The sequence below is a fragment of the Steroidobacter sp. genome (assembly GCF_036402275.1).
In the GTDB taxonomy this organism is placed as follows: Bacteria; Pseudomonadota; Gammaproteobacteria; order Steroidobacterales; family Steroidobacteraceae; genus Steroidobacter.
The window spans coordinates 296,798-318,813 of the sequence record NZ_DASWTF010000048.1 but is presented as its reverse complement, the minus strand read 5'-3'; the positions used below and the strand labels follow the sequence as shown (position 1 = coordinate 318,813).

The 22,016-nt window shown below is 61.6% G+C and carries 18 protein-coding genes and 4 tRNA genes; 8 read left to right on the top strand and 14 right to left on the bottom strand.

The annotated features are described in order from the left end of the window. Together VGD45_RS28625 and VGD45_RS28620 are read left to right on the top strand one after the other, a co-directional pair. Positions 1–1,701: an arylsulfatase gene (locus VGD45_RS28625; RefSeq protein ID WP_331158809.1), complete on the top strand. Its 1,701-nt coding sequence runs from the start codon at positions 1–3 to the stop codon at positions 1,699–1,701. 2 nt (positions 1,702–1,703) lie between these two features. Then, positions 1,704–3,560, top strand: a complete 1,857-nt coding sequence (locus VGD45_RS28620; RefSeq protein ID WP_331158808.1) for a family 43 glycosylhydrolase — start codon at positions 1,704–1,706, stop codon at positions 3,558–3,560. A 6-nt stretch (positions 3,561–3,566) separates the two neighbouring features. Here the strand turns inward: VGD45_RS28620 and VGD45_RS28615 are convergent, their stop codons facing one another. Beyond that, positions 3,567–4,769: an SRPBCC family protein gene (locus tag VGD45_RS28615; protein ID WP_331158807.1), complete on the bottom strand. Its 1,203-nt coding sequence runs from the start codon at positions 4,767–4,769 to the stop codon at positions 3,567–3,569. Positions 4,770–4,981: 212 nt separating this feature from the next. Further along, positions 4,982–5,782: an agmatinase family protein gene (locus VGD45_RS28610; RefSeq protein WP_331158806.1), complete on the bottom strand. Its 801-nt coding sequence runs from the start codon at positions 5,780–5,782 to the stop codon at positions 4,982–4,984. A gap of 137 nt (positions 5,783–5,919) precedes the next feature. On the opposite strand from VGD45_RS28610, the gene VGD45_RS28605 reads away from it, so the two are divergent. Together VGD45_RS28605 and VGD45_RS28600 are read left to right on the top strand one after the other, a co-directional pair. After that, the gene (locus VGD45_RS28605) at positions 5,920–6,627 is read left to right on the top strand and encodes an SH3 domain-containing protein (protein ID WP_331158805.1); all 708 of its coding nucleotides are present in this window, start codon (positions 5,920–5,922) and stop codon (positions 6,625–6,627) included. Positions 6,628–6,711: 84 nt separating this feature from the next. Then, positions 6,712–7,350: a DUF2799 domain-containing protein gene (locus VGD45_RS28600; RefSeq protein WP_331158804.1), complete on the top strand. Its 639-nt coding sequence runs from the start codon at positions 6,712–6,714 to the stop codon at positions 7,348–7,350. Positions 7,351–7,366: 16 nt separating this feature from the next. On the opposite strand, the gene VGD45_RS28595 is transcribed toward VGD45_RS28600, so the two are convergent. The 3 genes from VGD45_RS28595 to VGD45_RS28585 all read right to left on the bottom strand — a co-directional run bounded on the left by VGD45_RS28595 (position 7,367) and on the right by VGD45_RS28585 (position 10,046). Continuing rightward, on the bottom strand, positions 7,367–8,053 hold the full coding sequence (locus tag VGD45_RS28595) for a hypothetical protein (RefSeq protein WP_331158803.1): 687 nt from the start codon (positions 8,051–8,053) through the stop codon (positions 7,367–7,369). A gap of 96 nt (positions 8,054–8,149) precedes the next feature. Then, a complete protein-coding gene (locus VGD45_RS28590) occupies positions 8,150–8,707 on the bottom strand; it encodes a sigma-70 family RNA polymerase sigma factor (protein ID WP_331158802.1) in 558 nt (185 codons plus the stop codon). A 136-nt stretch (positions 8,708–8,843) separates the two neighbouring features. Further along, positions 8,844–10,046: a S8 family peptidase gene (locus VGD45_RS28585; RefSeq protein ID WP_331158801.1), complete on the bottom strand. Its 1,203-nt coding sequence runs from the start codon at positions 10,044–10,046 to the stop codon at positions 8,844–8,846. Between the two features lie 160 nt (positions 10,047–10,206). On the opposite strand from VGD45_RS28585, the gene VGD45_RS28580 reads away from it, so the two are divergent. Then, entirely contained in the window at positions 10,207–11,079 is an 873-nt protein-coding gene (locus VGD45_RS28580) for a phosphatase PAP2 family protein (RefSeq protein WP_331158800.1), read from the top strand. Between the two features lie 29 nt (positions 11,080–11,108). Continuing rightward, positions 11,109–12,758 carry an L-lactate permease gene (locus tag VGD45_RS28575; protein WP_331158799.1) on the top strand — a complete coding sequence of 550 codons (1,650 nt, stop codon included), beginning with the start codon at positions 11,109–11,111 and terminating at the stop codon, positions 12,756–12,758. Positions 12,759–12,816: 58 nt separating this feature from the next. Here the strand turns inward: VGD45_RS28575 and VGD45_RS28570 are convergent, their stop codons facing one another. The 9 genes from VGD45_RS28570 to VGD45_RS28530 form a co-directional block, all read right to left on the bottom strand. After that, positions 12,817–14,367 carry a hypothetical protein gene (locus VGD45_RS28570; protein ID WP_331158798.1) on the bottom strand — a complete coding sequence of 517 codons (1,551 nt, stop codon included), beginning with the start codon at positions 14,365–14,367 and terminating at the stop codon, positions 12,817–12,819. Between the two features lie 5 nt (positions 14,368–14,372). Further along, positions 14,373–15,767, bottom strand: coding sequence for a DUF4139 domain-containing protein (locus tag VGD45_RS28565; protein ID WP_331158797.1), 1,395 nt, complete (start codon positions 15,765–15,767; stop codon positions 14,373–14,375). A 138-nt stretch (positions 15,768–15,905) separates the two neighbouring features. Beyond that, positions 15,906–17,051, bottom strand: coding sequence for a slipin family protein (locus tag VGD45_RS28560; protein ID WP_331158796.1), 1,146 nt, complete (start codon positions 17,049–17,051; stop codon positions 15,906–15,908). Positions 17,052–17,361: 310 nt separating this feature from the next. Next, a tRNA-OTHER gene (locus VGD45_RS28555) sits at positions 17,362–17,438 on the bottom strand. A gap of 188 nt (positions 17,439–17,626) precedes the next feature. After that, positions 17,627–18,199, bottom strand: coding sequence for an HNH endonuclease (locus tag VGD45_RS28550; RefSeq protein ID WP_331158795.1), 573 nt, complete (start codon positions 18,197–18,199; stop codon positions 17,627–17,629). Between the two features lie 47 nt (positions 18,200–18,246). After that, positions 18,247–18,323 (bottom strand) — tRNA-His (locus tag VGD45_RS28545). A 25-nt stretch (positions 18,324–18,348) separates the two neighbouring features. Beyond that, a tRNA-Asn gene (locus VGD45_RS28540) sits at positions 18,349–18,424 on the bottom strand. 11 nt (positions 18,425–18,435) lie between these two features. Next, positions 18,436–18,511 (bottom strand) — tRNA-Lys (locus tag VGD45_RS28535). A gap of 826 nt (positions 18,512–19,337) precedes the next feature. After that, positions 19,338–20,060, bottom strand: coding sequence for an NADPH-dependent F420 reductase (locus tag VGD45_RS28530; RefSeq protein ID WP_331158794.1), 723 nt, complete (start codon positions 20,058–20,060; stop codon positions 19,338–19,340). A gap of 291 nt (positions 20,061–20,351) precedes the next feature. Between VGD45_RS28530 and VGD45_RS28525 the strand changes: the two genes are divergently transcribed. Both VGD45_RS28525 and VGD45_RS28520 read left to right on the top strand, forming a co-directional pair. Next, a complete protein-coding gene (locus tag VGD45_RS28525; protein WP_331158793.1) occupies positions 20,352–21,407 on the top strand; it encodes a 3-deoxy-7-phosphoheptulonate synthase in 1,056 nt (351 codons plus the stop codon). A 13-nt stretch (positions 21,408–21,420) separates the two neighbouring features. Next, on the top strand, positions 21,421–22,014 hold the full coding sequence (locus VGD45_RS28520) for a hypothetical protein (RefSeq protein ID WP_331158792.1): 594 nt from the start codon (positions 21,421–21,423) through the stop codon (positions 22,012–22,014). Positions 22,015–22,016: the final 2 nt, after the last annotated feature.

Genomic DNA, 22,016 nt, shown 5'->3' with positions numbered 1-22,016 from the left:
ATGATCTCGAAGCGCTTGGTCAGGCAATTCGGGGCGGCGCTGGCAATCGGCGCCGCCCTCTGGCTGCAGACTTCATCGGCGGCGCAAGCCGCCGATGAGCGGCCCAATTTTCTGATCATCATGGCGGACGACCTCGGATACTCCGATGTCGGCGCCTACGGTGGTGAGATAGATACGCCCAACATCGACCGGCTGGCGGCCGGTGGGCTGCAGTTCACGAACTTCTATAACTCGTCCCGCTGCTCGCCTTCGCGCGCCAACTTGCTGACCGGTCGTTACGCGCATCGCGTCGGCATGGGCGAGAACGGCGGCAGCATGTCGCTCGAAATTCGGACACTGGCGGAGGAGCTGAGAGACGCTCATTACCGGACAGCGATGGTGGGCAAGTGGCATCTGACCCGAGCCACGCCGCTGCAAGATCCTGCCGAGCATCTGAAGTGGATCAACCATCAAGCCTATTTCGATCGTGACTTCGGCGATCGCAATACCTATCCCGCGGCGCGTGGCTTCGAAACTCACTACGGCCTGGTGTGGGGTGTGTCCAGCTACTTCGATCCATTCTCGCTGGTCGAAGGCTTCGAGCCGGTCAAGACAGTACCGAAGGACTTTTATCTCACCGACGCGCTCAGCGATCGAGCCGTGCGTGAGATCGAGAAGTTCGGCAAGGATGACCAGCCCTTCCTTCTTTACCTGGCGTACACCGCGCCTCACTGGCCGCTGCATGCGCCCGAGTCCGCCATCGCGAAGTATCGCGGCCGCTACGACGGCGGCTGGCAGCAGTTGCAAGATGCTCGCTACGCGAAGCAGGTGAAGCTCGGTCTCATCGATCCGAAGACAGCGCCGAAGACTCCGTTGTCCGGCGACTGGGAGCAGCACCCGGAGAAGCCGTGGGATCAGCTGAGCGCTGAAGAGCGCGCCCAGCAGGGTGAGAAGATGGCGATTCACGCCGCCATGATCGACATCATGGACCAGGGCATCGGCCGCGTGATCGAAGCGTTGCAGCGAACGGGCGAGTACGACAATACGGTGATCGTGTTCGTCGCCGATAACGGCGCGTCGCCAGAAACGATGCTCGGCAGCGGCTATCAGCCTGGTTACGATCGTCAGAGCGAGACTCGTGACGGCAGGAAAATGAACTACGGCGCTCACCAGCCTAACTTGGGCTCTGAAACCAGCATGGCAGGCATCGGCGCGTTCTGGGCGAACGCGGCCAACACGCCCTGGCGTTACTGGAAAGCAGAAGCCTACGACGGTGGCATCCACACGCCAGCGCTCATCAGCTGGCCGAAAGGCATGAAGCGCAAGGCGGGAACTCGCGTCGATACGCTCGGCCACCTGATGGATATCGCGCCGACGTTCTATGAATTGGCGAATGTGAAGCCGCAAACTTCCGGGCAGCCGCCCATCGATGGCGTGTCGCTCGCGCCCGTGCTGGCAGGCAAACAAATTTCGCGCGGCAAGCCGCTGTTCTTCGAGCACGAAGGATCGCGTGCTGTAATCGATGGCGACTGGAAACTCGTCGCGCGTGCGCCGGGGCCGAAGTCCAAGGTCTACGCGCCATGGTCGCTGTACAACTTGAAGCAGGATCGCAGCGAGACTCGCGACGTGATCGCCAAGGAAAAGAAGCGCGCGGCCGAGTTGATCAAGATGTGGAACGCATGGTCGACTGAGGTCAAAGCGCGTCAGCGGAGCGAGCCGTAAGTATGAACCTGCGTAAAGGCTGCGCGGTGGTTGTCGCGCTTACGGTCGCGCTGTCTGCTTCCACGGCGCTAGCCGAGGCGAAGCGCCGCCCGCCAGCGGACGATATTTTCCTGGATCATCCTTCTCAGGATCGAAACGCGACGGTGATGCCGTCGCCGCAGGCGAAACCGGTCGAAACCATTTTCACCGCCAGGTCGATGTTGGATGCATCGATCGCGCGGGCTGCGAACAACGATTGGTTCTTGACTGGGACGGTGCTGCGCGAACTGCCGCGCGATGGGATTCAGCTCTGGACATCCAAGGACCGCCGAAATTGGCAGTCCCTTGGCATCGTCCACGCACGCGGCGAGCGGATCGCTGCGCCTGAAGTATCGGTGCACGGCGAAACGCTCTATCTCGCCTATGCGGACTCAAGCGGTTGCGCCCGTATCGCTCGCGGATCGGTGGCGCGCCCCGCTGAGCCCTACGCGGCTTCGCCGTGTCTCGCTGAAAACACCTCCGATGTTTCTTTATTCGTGGACGATGACGGTAAGGCGTATCTGCTGTGGGGCGCGGGCATGATCGCGCGGCTGACGCCCGATCTGCAGAAGCTTGCCGAGGCGCCTCGTTTCTTGAAGCCCGATCAGGCGCTGTTCGCGCAGGATCCTCCGGCCGGGAAGGATTGGCCGGTGCGTACCCGCGTTGGCTCGGCGGGTGCGTCGATGTTCAAAGAGAACGGTCGATACGTGCTCGTGGCGAACGAAGTCACGGGGCGCATGCGCAGCCCGACCGACGATGTGTTCATGGCCGAAGGCCCGACTCCCTACGGTCCGTTCTCGTTCCGCTATCTCGCGGTCCCGCATGCAGGGCAGACCGCCATCGTGCGTGACGAGCAAGGGACGCTGCTCGCGAGCTACAACCCGAAATGTGAGGACGACTTTGCGTTGTTCTGCGAGCAAGTCGGACTCGCGCCGCTCGAGCGAGCGCCGGAAGGTCGCTGGCGGCAGTCAGCAAACATTCTGACCGAAAGCGGCGCGGTCGCTTCGGCGCATGCCTCGATCCCTGGCGAATTCCTGCGCGATCCGTCGGTCGCGCTCGGCGGTGACGGGCAGTACTACCTGGTCGGCACACAGGGCGGCTTCGGCTTGGTCTATCCCGAAGGCGGCATCAACTTGTGGCGCTCGTCCGATCTGAAGACCTGGGAGAAGGGCGGGACGATCTTCGACTGGAAGGGACTCGGATATCAGCCGAAAAATGTCGCCGAGCTGTGGGCGCCGGAGATCAGCTGGATCGAGCGCGATCAGACGTACTACATGTCGTTTTCCATCATGGAGCGCGGCGTCGGCGGTCAGACCTGGATCTATCGTTCCAAGACCGGCAAGGCCGAAGGCCCGTACCAGAACGTCGCGAAGGCAGCTTTCGTGAAGGGCATCGACGGTTTCGTGTTTCAGGATGGCGACGATGTCTACTTGCTCTGGGGCGGCGGCAACGTCGGCAAGCTCAATGCCAAGCGCGACGCCTTCGACGGGCCGGTGCGTCGTCTGGTGGACACGGACGGCGCGCACATCGGCTACGAAGGCAACGCCATCATCAAGGTGGGCGACACTTATTTCGTCACCGGCGCGGAGTGGAACGGTCCACTGCGCACGCACGGCACGTACGACATGATGTATGGCACATCGAAGTCGCTGTTCGGTCCTTACACGAAGCGCAAGCTGGGCGCGCCGCACGCGGGGCACGGCACGCCGTTTCGTGACAAGGACGGCCGTTACTGGACGACGATGTTCGGCAACGACGTCACGTCGCCGTATCGCCGCCAGTTCGGCCTCGTCCCCTTGGAGATCGGCGACGAGCGCGCCATTCGCGTGCGCGCTGAGTAAGATCGGCTAGTGCCGCAGGGCCTCGCCTTCACGGCCCGTGGTCTTGCCGCTCTCCATGAACGATTTGAATCGCAGCAGATCGTCGTCGATTTGACGCCGAGGGTCCGCGCCGAACATGACCGCCGCCGCGTGACCGACCATGTCCGCGGGTGGGCGGTAACTCATCCGTAAATGGATGCGCGTGCCGCCCACGCTGCTCGGTTCGAACTGCACCACGCCCGAGCTCTGAATGATGGCGCCCGGAACGGTGCGCCACGCGATCAACTCGTTCGGAACATCGGCGGTGATCTCCGATTCCCAACTCACCGGCACGCCGCCGGGGCCGTCGACAGTCCATTTGTAGCGACGGTCATCCAGCTTGGTGACCTCCCGGATGTGGCTCATGAAGCTCGGGAAATTCTCGAGCGCACGCCACGCCGAATAGAGCTCGTCGACTTCTGCATAGACATGCAACGACTTCTGAATCAGAAAACCTTCTTCCGCGCTCGCCATGCGACTCAGCAATCGAGTGAGAGGACGGTTGCTGATCGCACGTAACAGCAGCGCAGTGCCGGCGATTCCCAGCGAGGCCGTGGTCAAAGCGCCGCCTCGCGATCCCATGCGGCTGGCCGCCAGCCCGCCGGTGGCGACCAATCCCACGCCGAGAATTCCCGCCAGCACTCGCGGCGCGGGCGCCCAGTTGTCCTGAAGATATTCGTAGGCGGGGATCGCGACAGGCAGGGATCTGCCTTGCAGCGTCGGAATCGACTCCGCGTTCTCGTGCACGCGCAGCTGGTTCACGACGTCTTTGACGCCGCGTACATTGCGCACGCCGTTTAGAAGAGCCGAGACTTCGGCCGCCAGAATGTCTCCACGCAAATGCGCGACTTGCTCGGTGCAGAAGACTTCGATGGCGCTGGGATGCGACGACAAGCGACCTAATGCAGCGCGAATTCTTTCTGCAAGGATTTCGCCGTCAGCGGTTTCGCGATGTAAGGCTGCACGTGATCGATGCGCCAGACCGCGAGCGCGATTCTCCGCGTCGGTTCGGAATTTTCTGGCGAACTCCTGAGTCTCGTGCTGCCCGCGATTCAACTGGTCGAGCAGCAGCGCGCGCCGCCGCCGACCGGATTTCGGATCTAAAAAGAACATCAAGCCCGCGCCGATCGCTGCAGCAGCTGCGGCGGCCGCACCGGCAGTAGTGGTGATCCCCGCTCGATCTGAGTACATGTCGTGGCTCTCCTCGGGGGTTGGGGCGCGCCGACAGGTAGGCAGAGTGCCTGCCGCGGGCGGACGCCGGAGTGGAGCCAATAAAATACGTCACTCGGGCAAAAGATCCCGCGATTGCCCGAGTGACGCGGCTTCAGGGCTGACGCCGCGAGAAAGCCAGGTCATGCAGTTGATCGTGACCTGGCGCAGGCGTTGGAGCTGTCGCTGGTGGGTTAGCGGTTCTTCAGCATCATCCCGCCGATCTCCTTGACCAGCTTGGCCGCGACCAGCACCGTCTGGTTGGAGATATCGCAGCGAGGGTTGTACTCGACCACGTCCGCTGCAACGATCGGTTGCTTGATGCTCTGGATCAAATCGATCACCTGTCGCGTCGAAGGGCCGCCCGGCTCGCGATGGGACACACCTGGTGCGAACGCCGGATCGATTCCATCGATGTCCAGCGAGATGTAAACGGGCGTGTTGAACTCCAGCCGCATGCACTCACTCCATCGACCCGCTTCGATGACCTCGACACCGAAACGTTCGAACTGCTCGCGATGCTCATCGCAAATCGTCCGCAAACCGACCTGAATCAGCCGATCGGCCAACCTTTCTTCCATGATTCGAGCAAACGGCGAAGCGTGCGAGCGCGGATTGTCCTGGTACGCGTGATAGATATCGGCGTGCGCGTCGATATGCAGAATGGTCAGGCTAGGATGCCGCCGACGGACCGCGCGCATGATCGGATGAGTGATCGCGTGATCGCCGCCGAGACAAATCAGCGGATGACCGGGCGCGAGCGCTCTGTCCACCGCCTGCTCGATGAGGTCCCACGGATCGCCGCCGTTACCAAACCGCACGTTGCCATGATCGATGAGCCTGCCGGGTGAGCCGAGATCGACCCCGGTTTCACTCCACATACTGTAAGCATCGTTGTGCAACTCGCGACGAATCGGATCCGGCGCTTCGGAAGGGCCCCTGAGATACGACGAATTATCGTCGTTGGGAATGCCAAGAAGAGACAGCTGGGTCATGGCCGGCGTCCTTAGGAATGATGCGGCGACCGATGATACACGCTGCTCGATTCCGTTCAGCAAGTCCATCCTGCGGGCCGGCGCCGTTCAGCTTGCGGAGGTTGCCCACGCGCGGCAACTCTGAAAGCATGCGGCATATGAAAACGTTCCGTGTAACGCGTTGTCACCTAATAGCGACAGTCTCGCTGATCTGTGCGATCGTGCCACTCGCCGGCATGGCGCAGGAACAAGTGCTGAACGAAACGCCGGGGCCAGCGCCGCAGGTTTCACAAACACGTTACGTTTCAGACAAGCTGGTGCTCAACGTCTACGCCGAAGCCGATCAGAGCAGCGCGCGGATTGCGACGATTCAGACAGGTGACATCGTCGAAGAGCTCGAGCGTTCGGGCAATCTGGTACGGGTGCGATTGGAGAGTGGCCGCGAAGGTTGGGTCGGCGCGAATTATTTGACCAGCGATGAGCCCGCAGCCGCGAGACTTCGCGCGCTGGAACGGGAGCAGAAGACTGCGACTCGCGACACGGGCAAGGAGAAAGAGCTGGCTGCCGAGATCGCGTCGCTCAAAAAAGAAAACGTGTCATTGCGGACGCAGGTCGATGAGCTGAAAGCAAGCGCGGCGGCGCAGGTCCCACCCGAGGAAGAAGAGACACAAATCATGGCCGCCAACGCAGGCGAAGTGATCGACGAGCAGACAATGTCTGTCTCGCAAGGTCCCGCCACCGCAGGCACGGGCCCGTGGCTCTGGCTGCTGGCATTGGTGCTGACCGGCGCACTGGGCTATGCCACCGGTTATCAGGCGCTGGCGCGCCGGCTCCGACGAAAATTTGGCGGTCTGAAAATCTACTGATAGCCCGCTCAACTGTGATCTGGCGCACACAGTGCCGCTGTGCGCCCCGGTACTTTAGGCTCCGGGTTCTTCTGGGAGCACCACATGCGGACACCGATGTTTGGTTCCATGCTGCGCGCGAGCGCCGCGATGGTGCTGCTTGCGCTCGGCGCCTGCGCGACCATGGACCGCGAGGAATGTCTCACAGTGGATTGGCGCACCGTCGGTTACGAAGACGGCGTCCATGGATATTCCGGCGACCGCATCGGTCAGCATCGCAAAGCGTGTGCGAAGCACGGAGTCACCCCAGACCTCTCCGCTTACCAGGCCGGTCGCGAAGATGGCTTGCGCGAGTACTGCGTGCCGACGAATGGCTTCAGACTGGGTTCACAAGGCGGCAGTTACGGTGGCATCTGTCCTTCGGATCTCGAGCCGGCATTCGCCGATGCTTACGAGTCGGGCCGTCAGCTGTACACGCTGCAGGCAAGACTTTCGACTGTGACCAACCGGCTGGAAGCGAAGCGTGAGGCATTGCACGACGCCGAATCGGATATCGTCACCCGCTCGGCGGTGGCGATCAGCAGCGATGCAACCACCGAGGAGCGTGCGCAGGCTGTGGTGGATGTAAAACAGCTCGGCGAGCTGGTCGGCCGGCTGAAATCCGAGATCAAACAACTCGAAGAGGATCGCGTGCATTCCGAACGCGATTTGCAGGACTATCGCGCGACGCTGCAGCTTCCTTGAATCGATTCGAGATGCGTCAACGAAGTCGCATGCGGAAATCGGAGCGCTGATCGGCGACATCCGTGTCCTTGGCGCCTGCGACGGTGAGTCGGTAGTCGCCGCGGTCGAGCACCGATCGATCCAGATAGACCGTCACCAGGCCGTCGTCAGCGGCGATTCGATCGAGCTCCGCGAGCGCGGGTCCGTCTATCTCGGATTCGCGTCGCAGTGAAACTCGATACATCGGCGGAGTGGCTTCGAAATCCGGAGCGATCTGCAACGCGACCGCCGTCCCGACCGCAGGCAACTCGAACTCCACGTCGGGCTGGTCACGCGAGCGCTCGACGCCGCCACGCATGCGTTCGACTCGCACCGTCCGGCTCACTGGAATATCCAATGCTTCGACGTGCGCGACCATGTTGGGGCGCGGCGCGGGTGTGCGGGCCAGGTAAGTCACGCCGACGGCTAACACGGCGACTGTGGCAGCGAGCGCAGCCCACTGCCACAGTCGACGCTCGGGAGGTGCTTGGATCAACCCGGGAAGCTCGCCTCTATCGGCCAGCGTAGCGAGCGCGTTCTTGAATCGCGCTGTCGCTTCCATCTCGCGCACCATCTCGGGATCCTCTATGTAATAAGCCTCGAACGCTTCCCGCTCGGCATCGGAAAGCTGATCGGCGAGATATCGCGCCACAATGTGATGCTGGTCGATGTAATCGCGGTTCATCGGGTCAATCCATCACGTATCACACGTCGTAACACCCCTCCGATCGGTCCTTCCCCAACTGGGCTCTGTCGCGGGGCGGGCCGATCTCCCATCCGCTCAGGCGAGACAGCCCAGCAGCACGCTGAAAAAATCGGATTTCACGTAACCTTTCGATTCCAGCAGCGTGCGAAACCGCTGACGGGCGCGGAAGATGACGCGGTCGAAATGCAGCGGCGACAAGGCCAGCGCCTGGCAGATGCTCTCTTTTTCTTCTTCGTCCAGATAAAAACGTTTGACGATCTCCCGGTCGCGCGCCGTCGGCAGTTCGCCGATCAGAGTGCGGACTTTCCGCAGCAGGCCGGCGTCGACCAGTTGAGTCTCGCCGTCGTTGTCGGCAATTCTGTGGATGTCCTCGGGCCCGGCGCGCAGATCGGACCGGTTGTCGAATTCCCGCCGGTAATTGCGGTAAAGATTCAGCGCGACCCGGTAGATGTAACCCGCCATGCGCTCCGGATGCTCGACGCGGCCATCGCGCGAATGTGACATTGCGGTGGCCACGGCTTCGTTCAACAAGTCCGCGGCGACCGCCGGATCCCTGATTCTCCGGCGCAGGAGCGACTGCAGTTCGGCATAGTGCCGCCGCACGAACTCGTCGGAAATCCCATCGTCGCCCACGGATCTTTGTCCCGGTCCCTTGAAGGCAGTGACCGGGAAGAATAACCGCAACTTCGCGCCGCCGTCATCCTGGCGGCGCGAATGCGGAGCGCGAAATAATGTGGTGTAAGCGGGCTCGACAACGGGCTGTGCAGCATCAATTGCGTGGGGCCTGCACCACGCCCGTGCCCACTGCCGCGAAATCGATCGGCTGCTGGAGCCCTGTCAACGAGCCGCTGGCGAGCAACTTCGCTGTCAGCACCGTCGTGTTCAGAGTGCCGGTCTGCTCGAGCAGCTTCTGCGCCCACAGCGCCGCGACGCCAGCCACATGAGGCGTGGCCATGCTCGTGCCGCTGAATGCGACCAAGCCGCCGCCGGCTTTGGCCGATGTGATGTCCACGCCGGGCGCGCACACGTCCACGTTGGTGTTGGAAAAGTCCGCCACCACCAGCTTGCCGGCAGGCGCTCGTCCCACCGCGCCGACGGCGGTGATTCCTTCGGCCGAGGCGGGCGGGCTGGCGGTCAGCACGAAAGTGACGCCCTTGGAATGGGCGCTTTCGTTGCCCGAGGCCGCGACGATGATGGTGGGTTGAAACATTCCTCCGCCTGCCCGCGCCTCGGCAAGCTCGGCGATGGCGCGGAACAAATCGATGTTGGCGCGATAGCCTTCCAAGGCCTTGGAGGTGGCGAACGCAATGGGCAAATCTTGCAGCTGAACCAGTCGCTGCACGAAGCCCGGAAAATCCAGTCCAAGGGATAACGAGACCACGTGCGCGCCTTCATCGAGCGCCCATTGAATGCCTTGCGCGATGCCTTCAGTGGAGCCGCCGCCTTGGTTATCCAGCACTTTGCCGGCCAGCAGCTTGTTGACGCCTGGGGCGATGCCGAAGCGCAGATTGTTGATCGGCTTGCCGCAGATCGTGCCGGCGCAGTGCGTGCCGTGACCGTTGCCGTCGCCATTGCTCGTCTGGGTGAAATCTTTCTCGACGACGTTGATGCCCGAGAATGCCGGGTGCGATTTATCGATGCCAGTGTCGAGCACCGCGACAGTGATGCCGGTACCGTTGAACGGAGTATCTTGCGCTCCGACCGCGCGGATGCCCCAAGTCGTTCCCGTGCTCGTGAGCTCGGCGCCCGGTGCAAGCAGCGGCTTGTGCAATGTGACTTGCATGACCGGGGCGAAGGCGCGGATCTGAGGATCCTGCCCCATGTCTCTCACATCCCTGACGCTGGCATCGACTGTTTCCAGCTTCACGTCGGCGTCGGCGATACTTTCCGCCGCTCGGGCCGCCGCTCGAGTCCTGGGTTGAAATCCGGTTGCACGCAACGCTCGCGTTTGGAGTACGACAAATTTTTCCATGACGGTTCCCCTGTGATTATGCGCGTGAGCTCGCGGCCTGCACGCAAGCTTCATCGGTCGACTGCTGGCAAGAGCATCTGTCCGAAGCGCACGGGATCTCTCACCGACGCGACCTGATCGCTGTTGCAGTATTTCGCTGCTTCGCTACAAAATCGGCGCAATGACCACTGCAGAACTGGCGGAGTTTCTCGCCCTCCATCTTTGGGCTGTGCTATTCGCCATCACCTCGCTGATGCTGCTATTTGCCTGGATGCTTTGGTCCGGGCTGCAGCGCTATGGCAGTCCGATGGCAACGTTGTTGAGAACGTGGGTCGCGCGAATCGGTCCGCATGCGCAGCGCTTGCCGCTTCCCAGCGCCGTGCACGGGATGTGGCAAATGGCCCGGCAGCTCGGCATTCAAGTTCTGGTGAGCGTGGCGATCGCCGTCACGGCATGCCTCGGCTTTGTCGAAATCGCCGACGAGATCGCAGTCGACGAGGACTTGGGACAGTTCGACGTCGCCTTGAGCGCCGGGCTGAGTCGCCATGCCAGCGACGAGCAACTGCGCATCTTCGCCGTCCTCACGGATTTAGGTGACAAAGGGTTTCTCATCCCGCTGGCGGGATGCATCGGTCTATATTTGATGTTCCGCCGACGCTGGTTCCTGGCGATCACCTGGATCGTCGCGACCGCGACCGGCGCACTGATGAACACCGCGCTCAAGGCCATTTTCGAGCGCGCGCGTCCGCAATGGCTGCATGACTTCGCTTCCGCTGATGGTTGGAGCTTCCCCAGCGGCCACTCGTCGGGCGCATTTATCGTGTATGGTTTGCTCGGCTACCTGGCGGTGATTCATTCACCGCAGCGTTTTCATTTGCCGATTGCCATAATGGCCATGGCGCTGATCGTGTGCGTGGGCTTCAGCAGAGTGATTCTGCAAGTCCACTACTTCAGCGACGTGCTCGGCGGCTATGCCTTCGGAGCAGCTTGGGTGGCTGCATGGATCGCCGGGCTCGAAGCTTATCGGCGCAGGCCAGGAGCGATTCCAGCCTGACGTTTGCAGCGGCTAACCGCGGAGGGCCCATGTGGGCGCAAGGCTACGATCCGTTTGGTAATGCTCTGTTGTCCACGCTCACGGCGGCCGTGCCCGTGGTCGTGCTGCTCGGCTGCATCGCTTTTTTAAAAATGAAGGCGCACGTCGCGGCGCTGCTGGGCATCGCCAGTTCCCTGATCGTCGCCATCTTCGCTTTTCATATGCCGGCCGGCATGGCGACCACGGCCGCGGCGTTCGGCGCGGCCTATGGTCTGATGCCCATCGGCTGGATCATTCTCAATGTCATTTTTCTATATCGGCTGACCGAGCAGCGTGGGCAGTTCCGGATTCTTCAGGACAGCATCGCGGCAATCACGCCCGACCGGCGACTGCAATTGCTGTTGATTGCGTTCGGCTTCGGCGCTTTTTTCGAAGGCGCCGCCGGATTCGGCACGCCGGTCGCTGTGACCGGAGCGATGCTCATCGGCCTGGGGTTCACGCCGCTGGCGGCATCGGGTCTGTCTCTCATCGCGAATACCGCGCCCGTGGCCTTCGGTGCGTTGGGTACGCCGGTGCTGGCGCTCGCCAGTGTGACCGGGCTCGACTTGTTCGAGCTCAGCGGCATGGTGGGGCGGCAGCTGCCGTTCTTTTCAGTGATCGTGCCGTTCTGGCTCATCTGCGCGTTCGCTGGATGGCGAGGCATGCTGCAGGTGTGGCCGGCCATTCTCGTGGCGGGAGTGGCGTTCGCCATTCCTCAGTATCTCGTCTCCAACTTTCACGGGCCGTGGCTGGTCGACATCATCGCGTCCATTTGCTCGATGGGCGCACTGACGTTGTTCCTGCGCGTGTGGCAGCCCGAGACCGTCTGGCGTTCGACCAAACGTGGCGAAGCACACGACGGGCCGGTCGCCGCCGAGATTGCCACGAACTCATATACGTCAGAGCAAGTGTTCAAAGCGTGGCTGCCGTGGATCGTGCTCAGCGTTTGCGTTTTTCTGTGGGGCATACCGCAGGTCAAAGCCTGGCTCGATTCGCTGTTCGCCATCAAGGTGCCCGTCAGCGGCTTGCACGAGCTCGTGCAGAAAGTACCGCCGGTCGTCGCCGCGCCCACGCCGGAAACCGCCGTTTACAATTTCAATCTGCTGTCCATGACCGGCACCGGCATTTTGCTGGCCGCCCTCATCAGCAGCGTCTTGATGAAATTTTCAGTCCGCGATTTTGTGCGCGAATATTTCAGCACACTCGTGGTCGTTCGCTGGTCGCTGCTGACCATCGCGGCGATGCTCGCTCTCGGTTACGTCACACGCTATTCGGGCGCCGATGCGACGATGGGCCTGGCCTTCGCACAAACTGGCTGGCTGTACCCGTTGTTCGGGACCATGCTCGGCTGGCTCGGCGTCGCGCTGACTGGATCGGACACGGCCTCGAACGTCTTATTCGGCGGATTGCAGAAAATCACATCCGAGCAGCTTGGGCTCAACCCCGTGCTGATGGCTGCCGCCAACAGCTCCGGCGGCGTCATGGGCAAGATGATCGACGCGCAGAGCATCGTCGTCGCATCCACGGCGACGCGTTGGTACGGCCATGAAAGCGAAATCTTGCGTTATGTGTTCTTCCACAGTCTCGCACTGGCGCTCCTGGTGAGTTTGCTGGTGCTCGGGCAGGCGTATGTCTGGCCGTTGAGTGCGTTAGTGCACTAGACAACAGCTTGCGGCCTGCGAGTCGTTGCCGACTGCGTGCGCGCTCATGTCAATTTCGTCAGTCCTTCGGCGCGGCCACCGTATAACGCAGCACAGTGCGCTCATGCGGTGGTACGCGCAGGACCCACACATAGTCACCACGTTTTGTCTGGTGCCGTTGAGATTCTTCAACGATCCTGCCGTTCTCGATGAGCTGCCGTGAATGAAGAATCTCGACGTTGGCCGTGGTCGCGCCTGCGTTGGCGATGGCTACTTCGATCGTGTCGCGAGATTCCTTCTCGGCGCTTTGTTCCTCGACCGGTCGGGTGAGGACGGTGACATCGTTCGACGCCCCTAAATAAATGTCGCGAGGCAGATCGACCGGCGTGTCCTCGAGCGCCTGCTCGCCCAGCAAGTACTGCCGCCCATCGTCGGTCAGTTTCATGATCCGCCAGGTCCCGGCGGGCAGCGGTATGCCGAGGCCGTTGTCCTTCGTGTTGGTGAATCGCAGCAGACTGCGCGCACTTTCTGGAGCAGGGTCATTGGAGAGGATGTCCTGGGTGACGCGGTACTCGTAGAGACGGTCGATCCGCACGTTGCTCAGATCGAGCAATTGGGCCTGCTTCATCTGCCGTGGCTCGACGGTGGTCGAGAAGGGCAGTGTATAAAGCTTGTAATCGCCGAGCTCGCTGGCGCGGGCGACACGGCTGGCGGTAACGGCGATCGAATCTAGAGATATCGCCATCGAGGGCGCCATCTGGTGGCTCTCGATAACATCGAACTGCTTTTTTATTCGCTGTCGTTGGCGGAAGTCGCCGATGGGCCAGCACCGGTCGCTGAGCGCTGGTGGGTCGAAATCGGGCGCCAGCGTTTCGTCTTCCTGCCGCGCCAATGTTCCCGCGACGACGTGCGTCGTCGCGTCGGCCAGCCGCGAGCCGTTGCGATTGACTAGCGTGATCCAGGCGGAGATATCCATGCGGTTCCCATCCGCGTCCATTCGAGCGCTGTAGTCGGCGGACCAGTCCATGCCCAACGCCAGATAGCTCAACTGCACCTGATATTTGCCTGCCTTGGCGGTTCGAACCTTCATCGACAGCGTCGGCGTCTCGGTGAGGCTCTCAGGCACATCCGCGAGCACCAGTCGCTCGTGCAGGCCCGAACAATTCAGCGCCTCGATCTCGCCGCCGAAATCGACGATCACCCCGTCCGGGCCGGAGCGCAGGATGCCGCGCCGCTCTTGGATCTCGCCGGTCTCTCGATCGGTGCGAATCAGCATGACGGGCCGATCGAGAGATTTGGCGATCAGTGTTCCCGGCGCGAGCAGGTTGTAGTCGAAGTTGGATTCGACGATGGTCGCCGGGATGCCTTCGAGCTTGGCGGTTTGAGGCACGATGCTGTCGACGACGCCGCGGAACTGGATCGTCGATGCGCCGGCGGGCACCTCGATGGTGCGGGTTTCAGTCACCATCGCGAGGCCGTTGGAACGGTCATCGTTCAGTGACAACTCGTCGGTACCGCGGTTGGTGTCGCGATAGACGGTGAGCTCGGTAGCGTCGATCGCATTCGACACCACGTCGGCCGCACTAACCGAGCCGACGAGCGAAGCGAGCAACGAAATCCAGAGGCGCATGAGACCTACCAGCCGGTCTCGACAGTGAACCTCAACCGGGTCTCGCCGTTTGCCGGCACGGGAACATCCCATTGCAGCGAGCGCGCATCGTTGTTCGTGCTCTTCAAATTTTCCTCCAGCACACGGCCGTCTCGCCACAGCCCGTCCTGCCGCAAGCTCACGGTGACAGGTTGGCTGCGCGCGTTGCGTATGGTGTAGAGCATCGCGTAGCGCGAGCGGAACAAGCTGACGGACTCGTGACGTTCGAGGGTCGCTTCCACTGTTACGTCGAAGGCTTCACCGGTCTTGACTGACAGTTCCGAGCCGCGCGGCGTGTGAGGAATCTGATCTTCGCCGACGAACTTCGGCTTGCCATCGACGTCGCGCACATACACGCGGACGACACCCGCCGGCAACTGCGCTCCCAGCCCGGCATCCTTGGAGTTGGTGAAATCCACTGCCACGTCGACGTGCGTGGGCTCGGAAGTTTGAAACCAGGATGCGCGGTATCGATACACTTTTCTGGCGGCGACGCCATTCACGTCCAGATACCCGACCTGTTTGGTCTGGTTGTCTGCAATCGTCGTGCGCTCGCGGATCGGATAGACGTAGTAGTCGGCGAGCTGAGGCGGCGGCCCGGGATCTCGTCCCGCTTGACGCATTTGTCTTGCCTGCTGCCGCTGAAGCTGTTGTTGCTGTAGCTGCCAAGCCGGGATCTCACCGGCCAGGTTGATGTCGCCGGCCACCAGCTGGGTGTCCGCGTTCGCATACGCCGAGCCTGATGTGTTCGTCAGGGTGATCCAGCCCTGCATGTCCAGCTTGCCGGCTTTCTCGTCGAACAGCGCGACATAATCCGATTTCCAGGACAAGCCTTTCGACAGATAACTGAGTCGCATGTCGCGCGTGCCCGCTTTCTCCGATTGGACTGTCACGGAGAGCGTTGGCCGCGCTCGCAGATTGTCGGGCACTTTCGGGAAGATCACGCGGGTCGGAACACCGTCGGCGCGCAGCACCTCGATATTGTTTCCAATGCGAAGAACCACGCCCTCGTTCGCGGCAAGCACGGCCGCTTTCTCGCGCACTTGCTCGCCACTGCCAGGATTGACGCGGACGATCTCCACTTCCTGGCCGACGGCCTTTTGCATCAGTTTTTCCGGGGTCAACAAGTCGTAGTCGAAGTTTTGCTCGACGATCGAAACGTCCGGCGCCGAGAGCACGACTGTTTCAGGCCGGATACTTGCCGAAACATCCTTGAACTCGATCCGGTGACGACCCTTGCCCGGGTCCAGGCTGCGGATCTCTTCGATGAGCGCCAGGTCTTTGTTGTAGATGGTGAGTGAAAGTTTGGTCGGGGCTTCGGTGGCGAGAGCAGTGGATGCGACGGCAGTAACGGCAATCGCAATCGCGACCTGTGCGCGCATGGGCAATCCCTTTGTCCTTATAGGTATGCTTAGCCTGACACAGCGCCGGCATGCTGGCCAAGCCTCATCTGATTCAAGCGATGAAACAAAAAGGGAGCCCGATCTTCCGACCGGGCTCCCCGTGTTGTCGCGCTTCATTCAGTTCGCCGGGACCTGAATGCGCACGACGTCCTTGAGCACGCCGTCGAGGCCGCCGAAGACGGTGAGCTTGTCGACCTTTTCGGTGACTTTCTCCAGCGTCTCCAGTTCCTTCAGGCGCAGCAGCGTCGGGTTCTCGTCCATGAGGCGGGCCGTGTTCAGAAGCGAACGCGTTGCCGCGGTCTCTTCGCGACGCTTGATCAGGTTCGCCTGCGCGACCTTCTCGGCTTCCACGACCCGGTTGAGAATCTCCTTCATCTCACCCGGCAGGATCACGTCCTTGATCCCGACGCTCGCGAGCTCGATGCCGTGCTGTTCGATCTTGCCACGCGCCGACGCCTGGATCTCACGATCCAGATCGCCCTTGGCGCTCAGCAACTCATCCAGCGTCCGGCTGCCGACCGCCTCGCGCAGCGCGAACTGCAGTTCTTTGTAGATGTACTCAACGAAGTTCTGCAGCCCCGAGCGCGCCTGCACGACGTCCTCGATCTGCCACAGGGCAGTGAGGTTGACGCGCAGGCTGACCTTGTCCTTGGTCAGAATGTCCTGACCCGAGACTTCCATGGTCTGCACGCGGCGATCCACGAGCTCGATCTTCACCGTGCGCTGGAACTTCCAGAACACGTGCAGGCCCGGATCGAGCAGCTTCACGAACTTGCCGTCGACGATCAGCAACGCCACCGACGTATCCGGCACCTCGACGGTGCTGACCGCATCGGTCGCCTGCGCCAGCAACGGCTGCTTGGCTCGGGCGAGCAGCTTCGCCACTCGCTCCGGCACTTCCAGATCCGAAGAGATGTCGATTTTTTCGACCTTCACTTCGATCGGGCCTTTCCAGTAGAGCTGGCGCTTGCCCGGCGTGAGCACGCCGGTGAGCTTGCCGTTCTTGTAAACCAGGCCGACCTCGCTTTCGGTCAGCTCGACGATGTCGAAGTACTTCTCCATCGTGTCGCGCGCCTCTGTCACGAGGAAGTCCACACGCGCATGTTCGAACTCCGGCGCCGTCAGGTCGTACACCTGCACTACGATGTCGCTCATCGGCGCGATGAGCCAGTGTTTGCCCGGCTCCAGCACACCTGCAAAGGTCTTGTTCTTCCAGACCAGTGCACGCTCATGCTGGGCGACGGTGAATCGCTTGATAGTCATGGTCGTCTCCATATTGTTTGTCGAATGAGTCCGAAGCCACCCCGCGCCTGTCGTGCGGTCCTCGCGCTCTTCATGGCCTTCGCCGATGCCGTACGGTCGTCATTGCTCGCGCCTCCCTGTCGCGAACACATCTTCGACCGTCCTGGACATCGAACCTGGCGCACGTCGAGCATCGACGAGCAGGGCGTGACATGCGCTGCGATCGAAAGCCAATCGCTGGGGCGCTTCGGTGCGAGACTTTCGTCTCGCGGAGGGGGATGCCGCTGGCATCCAACAGGGGGAGTCGAACCCCGGCCTTTCGGCTTACCGCTGCAAATGGAGGGAATCGAACCCTCGACCGAGCAGATCGCTCTGCTTGCTCTATCCCGCTGAGCTACATTGCATTGCTGGTAAAGGGTCGCGCTCGCGCGGTACACACAGCAGCAGGGCTGCAGCGCGCCAGTGTGGCTCGGAACCACAACCGCTGACACGAAACGCTTGCCTGGACCTCGGTGACGACGAGCGTCTGTAACAAATGACGCTCGTCAGAATTCAGTGAATGACGCGGCAGGCGGACCTGTTTCCGCCTGCCACTTCTATGAGACTGCGTGCAACCGCGAGCTCTTCGGCACGCCCTGGAGCAGGAACTCCATCTGGTCGGCGAGGATCTTGCGATTGCTCAGGATGAAGGCCTCGTACCGATTGGGAATGTACGGTACGTAGTGCAGCTTCATGCCGGCAGCCTCCGGCGTGCGATCGGCCTTGCGGTGATTGCACGCCTTGCAGGCGGCGACGAGATTCATCCAGGAATCTTCGCCGCCCTTCGAGCTCGGCACGATGTGCTCCATGTCGAGCTGATCGGACCGGAACCGCTGCGCGCAGTAAGCGCAGACGTGCCGGTCGCGAGCGAGCAGCATGTCCTTCGTGAGCGTCGGCACGTGATCGAAGTTGCGGACGATGAAGTCCTTACCCTTGATCGCGATGATCGAGTTCGCGCGGATTAGCGACTGGATACCGGTCGCGCGCTGCATGCCCCCGCGCAGCAGGAACTCGTTGGTGCCGGTTGCCCACGCGATCATGTCGGTCGCGTAGTAATGGGCGGCTTCGCGCACGTTGATCCACCGGTGCGGAGCGCCGGCGATGTCTAGCGCGAGAATGTGCGGGCTCATCGTTACTCCTCCTGTGGTGGGTGGATCGTGCGGTATGAAGATGAAATTGGGGTGACGTGCGGGGCTCGAACCCGCGACCTCCGAGTTCACAGCCCGGGGCTCTGACCGACTGAGCTAACGCCACCAGATAACCTGGCAATGTTTGTAAATGGCTGGCCAGACAGGGCTCGAACCTGTGACAGCTCCGTTAACAGCGGAGTGCTCTACCCACTGAGCTACTGGCCAAGGAATAGGATTGGTGGATCGTGAAGGACTCGAACCTTCAACCTGCCGATTAAAAGTCGGCTGCTCTCTCCATTGAGCTAACGATCCAATGTAAGTGACAAATTTCAGAGCGAGTGAGGCCCTCACGCTTGCACGTGCTTCAAAAATGTCTCACCGACTCCGGGGCTTTCACGCTCGCACTCGCAGAGGCGCGTCTGAAACTCAGGCGCGCACGCGATGCAAGGGTGAAAGCCCTTGATGTTTCCAAATTGTTAAACAGCGTCCTGGCCGAACGTGCGGCGCAGGGGACCCTACGCATGCGCGCACGGGTCCGGATCGAGGGCTTTACCTCGCGGAGGGGGACACTGTTCTGGAGGTTTTTGCCGACGCTCGGGATCGTTTTGGAGAGATCCGAGGTGGCTAAAGGCTCCCGTGGGTGCCCCGTCCGGCTTGCGCCTTCGGGGCAAGGAGCCCGGAAGGCGCTACCGATCGAGTTCGGTCACGAAGTCGCGATGATTATTCGCGACGGGGCGTGACCAGCTACCCTTCTGGATATAAGAAGCCAACGGGCAGCCGACCGCGGCGCGTGTCGCGCTCAGTCTTTGCATGGCTGTTCCGTAAATCGAGAGCATTGCAGTTTGCTACAAGTAGGGCGGCCGGGGCCGCGTTTCAAATCAGGCGCCGGAAGATAGCACGCTTTGTGAAACGTGCAAATATTTCGTTTGTAAACGCGGTGGATGTCTCATGTGACAGGTTGTGTCATTCATATAACCTCGCATTCAGAGCAACGCCTGCGCCACCGCCGCCGATAGGGCAGGCTGTCAGTCGGCGTCCTCTGCGGTCCGAACATTGCGTTCTATCGCGCAAATGAAATGTTCTGGCTTGCGGATCTCGTGCCTGCTCGCTTTATCAGTTCGAGCTGAGCACGAGCCGCTCATTTGGGCTCGAGCTTCGAAGCGATCTGCCGGATCTCATCCGGCGAGTGTTCGCCCGCGAGCGGTGTGCCGGGCATGAGATATTGGCCCATGGCCAGGCCGCCGACGAGCACCGGTTCATAACCCGCGTCCCGTATCAAACGCGAAGCGATTGCGATGGCTTCTTTGTCATCGCCGGCGATCGGCATGCCGATGGCGCCTGGCGCTTCATGTGCCGAGCCCATGCGGGCAGCGCCGATCGCGTTGAAAGCGCGCACAATGCGAGCGCCGGGAAGCAATTCCGCCGAGGCCAATCCCGCTCCTTTCTCACGAGCCCAGTTCGCGATCTCGCCGTCGCGTGAAGGAAATGGATTGCAAGCGTCGATGACGACCTTGCCTTTGAGCTCGTTGTTGAGCGTTTTGCCGAGATCGGGCAGCGCCCCGTACGGAACCGCGATCAAAAGAACATCGCCGAAACTGGCGGCGTCCTTGGGCGTGCCCGCGCGCGCACCTTTGCCGAGTTCGGAAGCCAGTGTCTTGTCGCGATCGAGATTGCGAGACGAGAACATCACTTCGTGACCGCGGTTCACCCACGTGCGGCCAATTGCGCCGCCGACCTTCCCCGAGCCGATGATGCCGATCCTCGTCGAGCTTGCTGCACGGGCGGGCAGGCCGGCGGTCATCAGCGCGCCGACGAGCCCGATGAATCCGCGGCGGCTCAGGGCAGATTGCTCGATCTTCATGGCCTCGCTCCTTTGGTTGCGTGACAACATAACGGCCCGAGCGTAGACCTCGGCGGTCGCCCTGACCAGTCCGGTCCAAAAGGGTTGTTGCCGAATCCCACGACCCTGTGCTATCAAATAGCCCATGAATCACGCGTCCGCCCGCTATTGGTTTTACTTTTATTGGTATCCGAAGCCAATGGCGGAAGGATTGCACTCGACTTGACCGAAACCTGACCGAGAGCACCCGAAAAACCGCCAGACCCCTGGCGGTTTTTTTTTGCCGCCCGACCTGGCCCGCTGGAGCCCACCATGCACGCCCGCACCGACGATTTACGCATCCGTGAAATCCGTGAGCTGGTCACGCCTCATGAAGTGATGAGCGAGTACGCCGCAACCGATACCGCCGCGACGACCGTCGCGCAGAGCCGCAAAGCGGTCCAGGCCATTCTGCACGGCCGGGACGACCGCCTGGTCGTGGTCATCGGGCCTTGCTCGATTCACGATCCGGTGGCGGCGATGGACTATGCGCGACGTCTGAAGGAACAGCGCGAACGTCATAAGAGCGAATTGGAAATCGTCATGCGTGTGTATTTCGAGAAGCCGCGCACCACGGTCGGTTGGAAAGGTCTCATCAACGATCCCGATCTCGACGGCAGCTTCAACATCAACCGCGGCCTGCGCATTGCGCGTCGACTGTTACGCGACATCAACGATCACGGCTTACCGGCGGGTTGCGAGTTTCTCGATATCATCACGCCGCAGTACATCGGCGATCTCGTTGCCTGGGGCGCCATCGGAGCCCGTACCACGGAGAGTCAGGTTCATCGCGAGATGACGTCGGGGCTGTCGTGTCCGGTCGGATTCAAGAACGGCACGGACGGCAATGTGAAGATCGCCATCGACGCGGTCCAGGCCGCCTCACATCCGCATCATTTTCTGGCGGTGACCAAACAAGGGCACAGCGCCATTGCCACCACCGCCGGAAACTCCGATTGTCACGTGATCCTGCGCGGCGGCAGCGCGCCGAACTACGATGCGGCCAGCGTCGATTCTGTGTGCCGGCAGCTGAGCGCGGCCAAGCTGCCGGAGCGCCTGATGATCGACGTGAGTCATGGCAACAGCAGCAAACGTCCCGAGAATCAACCCGTCGTGATTGCTGACATTGCCTCGCGCATCGAAGCCGGCGAGCAACGTATCAGCGGCGTGATGGTGGAAAGTCACCTGAAAGCGGGCCGGCAAGATCTCGTGGCCGGCAAGCCGTTGGAATACGGTCAGAGCATCACGGATGGATGCGTCGATTGGCAGACCTCGGTGCAGATCCTGGAGCAACTCGCAGGCGCGGTGGCGAAACGAAGAGCTCGTTGACGAACATCCTGGCATGTCCGGCCGGCGATTGAAGCAATCGTTCGTCACGCGGAGCGCCGTTGCATTTGTAATGCTCAGCGTGACGCCTGCTGTTTGCTCCGGGGAGGCGGCGACGTTCTATGTCGTGCGAATCTCGAGTGTGAACGCCTGGCATGACTTGATCACTTCGCCGGCGCAAGCCGAATTCGTGGACGCCTACGTTGCCGTCGCCGCCTTGTCGCACGAGTTCTCGCGCCAACGGCAGGGTGCTTTGAGTTGGGAAGTCGAGGGGCAACTGGGCTACAACTTCGGGGATCAAAACCACTGGGAATTCAACGCGGCGTTCGGGCCACGCTGGCGCGCTTTCCCCTGGAGCGATGTGGTGCGCACGGAAGCTGCCTTTCTGTTCGGTCTATCGATGGCCAGCGAAGTGCCCGAGCTCGAAGTGGCGCTCGAAGGCGATAGCGACAGACTCCTCATCTATTGGGCCGTCGAATTGGCCGCCGGCCCGCCCCGCGAGCCTTGGGCAGTCGTGCTTCGGCTGCATCACCGCTCGGGCGGATTCGGCTTCCTTGCCGACGATGGCGGGATGAATGCCGTCGGGCTGGGAGTGCGGGTCGGCTTCTAGCC

What these genes read in the sequence shown, in the direction of transcription:
- VGD45_RS28520 (WP_331158792.1), top strand. Translation starts at nt 21,421, where the DNA reads ATGTCCGGCCGGCGATTGAAGCAATCGTTCGTCACGCGGAGCGCCGTT.
- VGD45_RS28600 (WP_331158804.1), top strand. Translation starts at nt 6,712, where the DNA reads ATGCGGACACCGATGTTTGGTTCCATGCTGCGCGCGAGCGCCGCGATG.
- VGD45_RS28550 (WP_331158795.1), bottom strand. Translation starts at nt 18,199, where the DNA reads ATGAGCCCGCACATTCTCGCGCTAGACATCGCCGGCGCTCCGCACCGG.
- VGD45_RS28560 (WP_331158796.1), bottom strand. Translation starts at nt 17,051, where the DNA reads ATGACTATCAAGCGATTCACCGTCGCCCAGCATGAGCGTGCACTGGTC.
- VGD45_RS28595 (WP_331158803.1), bottom strand. Translation starts at nt 8,053, where the DNA reads ATGAACCGCGATTACATCGACCAGCATCACATTGTGGCGCGATATCTC.
- VGD45_RS28525 (WP_331158793.1), top strand. Translation starts at nt 20,352, where the DNA reads ATGCACGCCCGCACCGACGATTTACGCATCCGTGAAATCCGTGAGCTG.
- VGD45_RS28565 (WP_331158797.1), bottom strand. Translation starts at nt 15,767, where the DNA reads ATGCGCGCACAGGTCGCGATTGCGATTGCCGTTACTGCCGTCGCATCC.
- VGD45_RS28570 (WP_331158798.1), bottom strand. Translation starts at nt 14,367, where the DNA reads ATGCGCCTCTGGATTTCGTTGCTCGCTTCGCTCGTCGGCTCGGTTAGT.
- VGD45_RS28610 (WP_331158806.1), bottom strand. Translation starts at nt 5,782, where the DNA reads ATGACCCAGCTGTCTCTTCTTGGCATTCCCAACGACGATAATTCGTCG.
- VGD45_RS28530 (WP_331158794.1), bottom strand. Translation starts at nt 20,060, where the DNA reads ATGAAGATCGAGCAATCTGCCCTGAGCCGCCGCGGATTCATCGGGCTC.
- VGD45_RS28625 (WP_331158809.1), top strand. Translation starts at nt 1, where the DNA reads ATGATCTCGAAGCGCTTGGTCAGGCAATTCGGGGCGGCGCTGGCAATC.
- VGD45_RS28615 (WP_331158807.1), bottom strand. Translation starts at nt 4,769, where the DNA reads ATGTACTCAGATCGAGCGGGGATCACCACTACTGCCGGTGCGGCCGCC.
- VGD45_RS28575 (WP_331158799.1), top strand. Translation starts at nt 11,109, where the DNA reads ATGTGGGCGCAAGGCTACGATCCGTTTGGTAATGCTCTGTTGTCCACG.
- VGD45_RS28585 (WP_331158801.1), bottom strand. Translation starts at nt 10,046, where the DNA reads ATGGAAAAATTTGTCGTACTCCAAACGCGAGCGTTGCGTGCAACCGGA.
- VGD45_RS28580 (WP_331158800.1), top strand. Translation starts at nt 10,207, where the DNA reads ATGACCACTGCAGAACTGGCGGAGTTTCTCGCCCTCCATCTTTGGGCT.
- VGD45_RS28620 (WP_331158808.1), top strand. Translation starts at nt 1,704, where the DNA reads ATGAACCTGCGTAAAGGCTGCGCGGTGGTTGTCGCGCTTACGGTCGCG.
- VGD45_RS28605 (WP_331158805.1), top strand. Translation starts at nt 5,920, where the DNA reads ATGAAAACGTTCCGTGTAACGCGTTGTCACCTAATAGCGACAGTCTCG.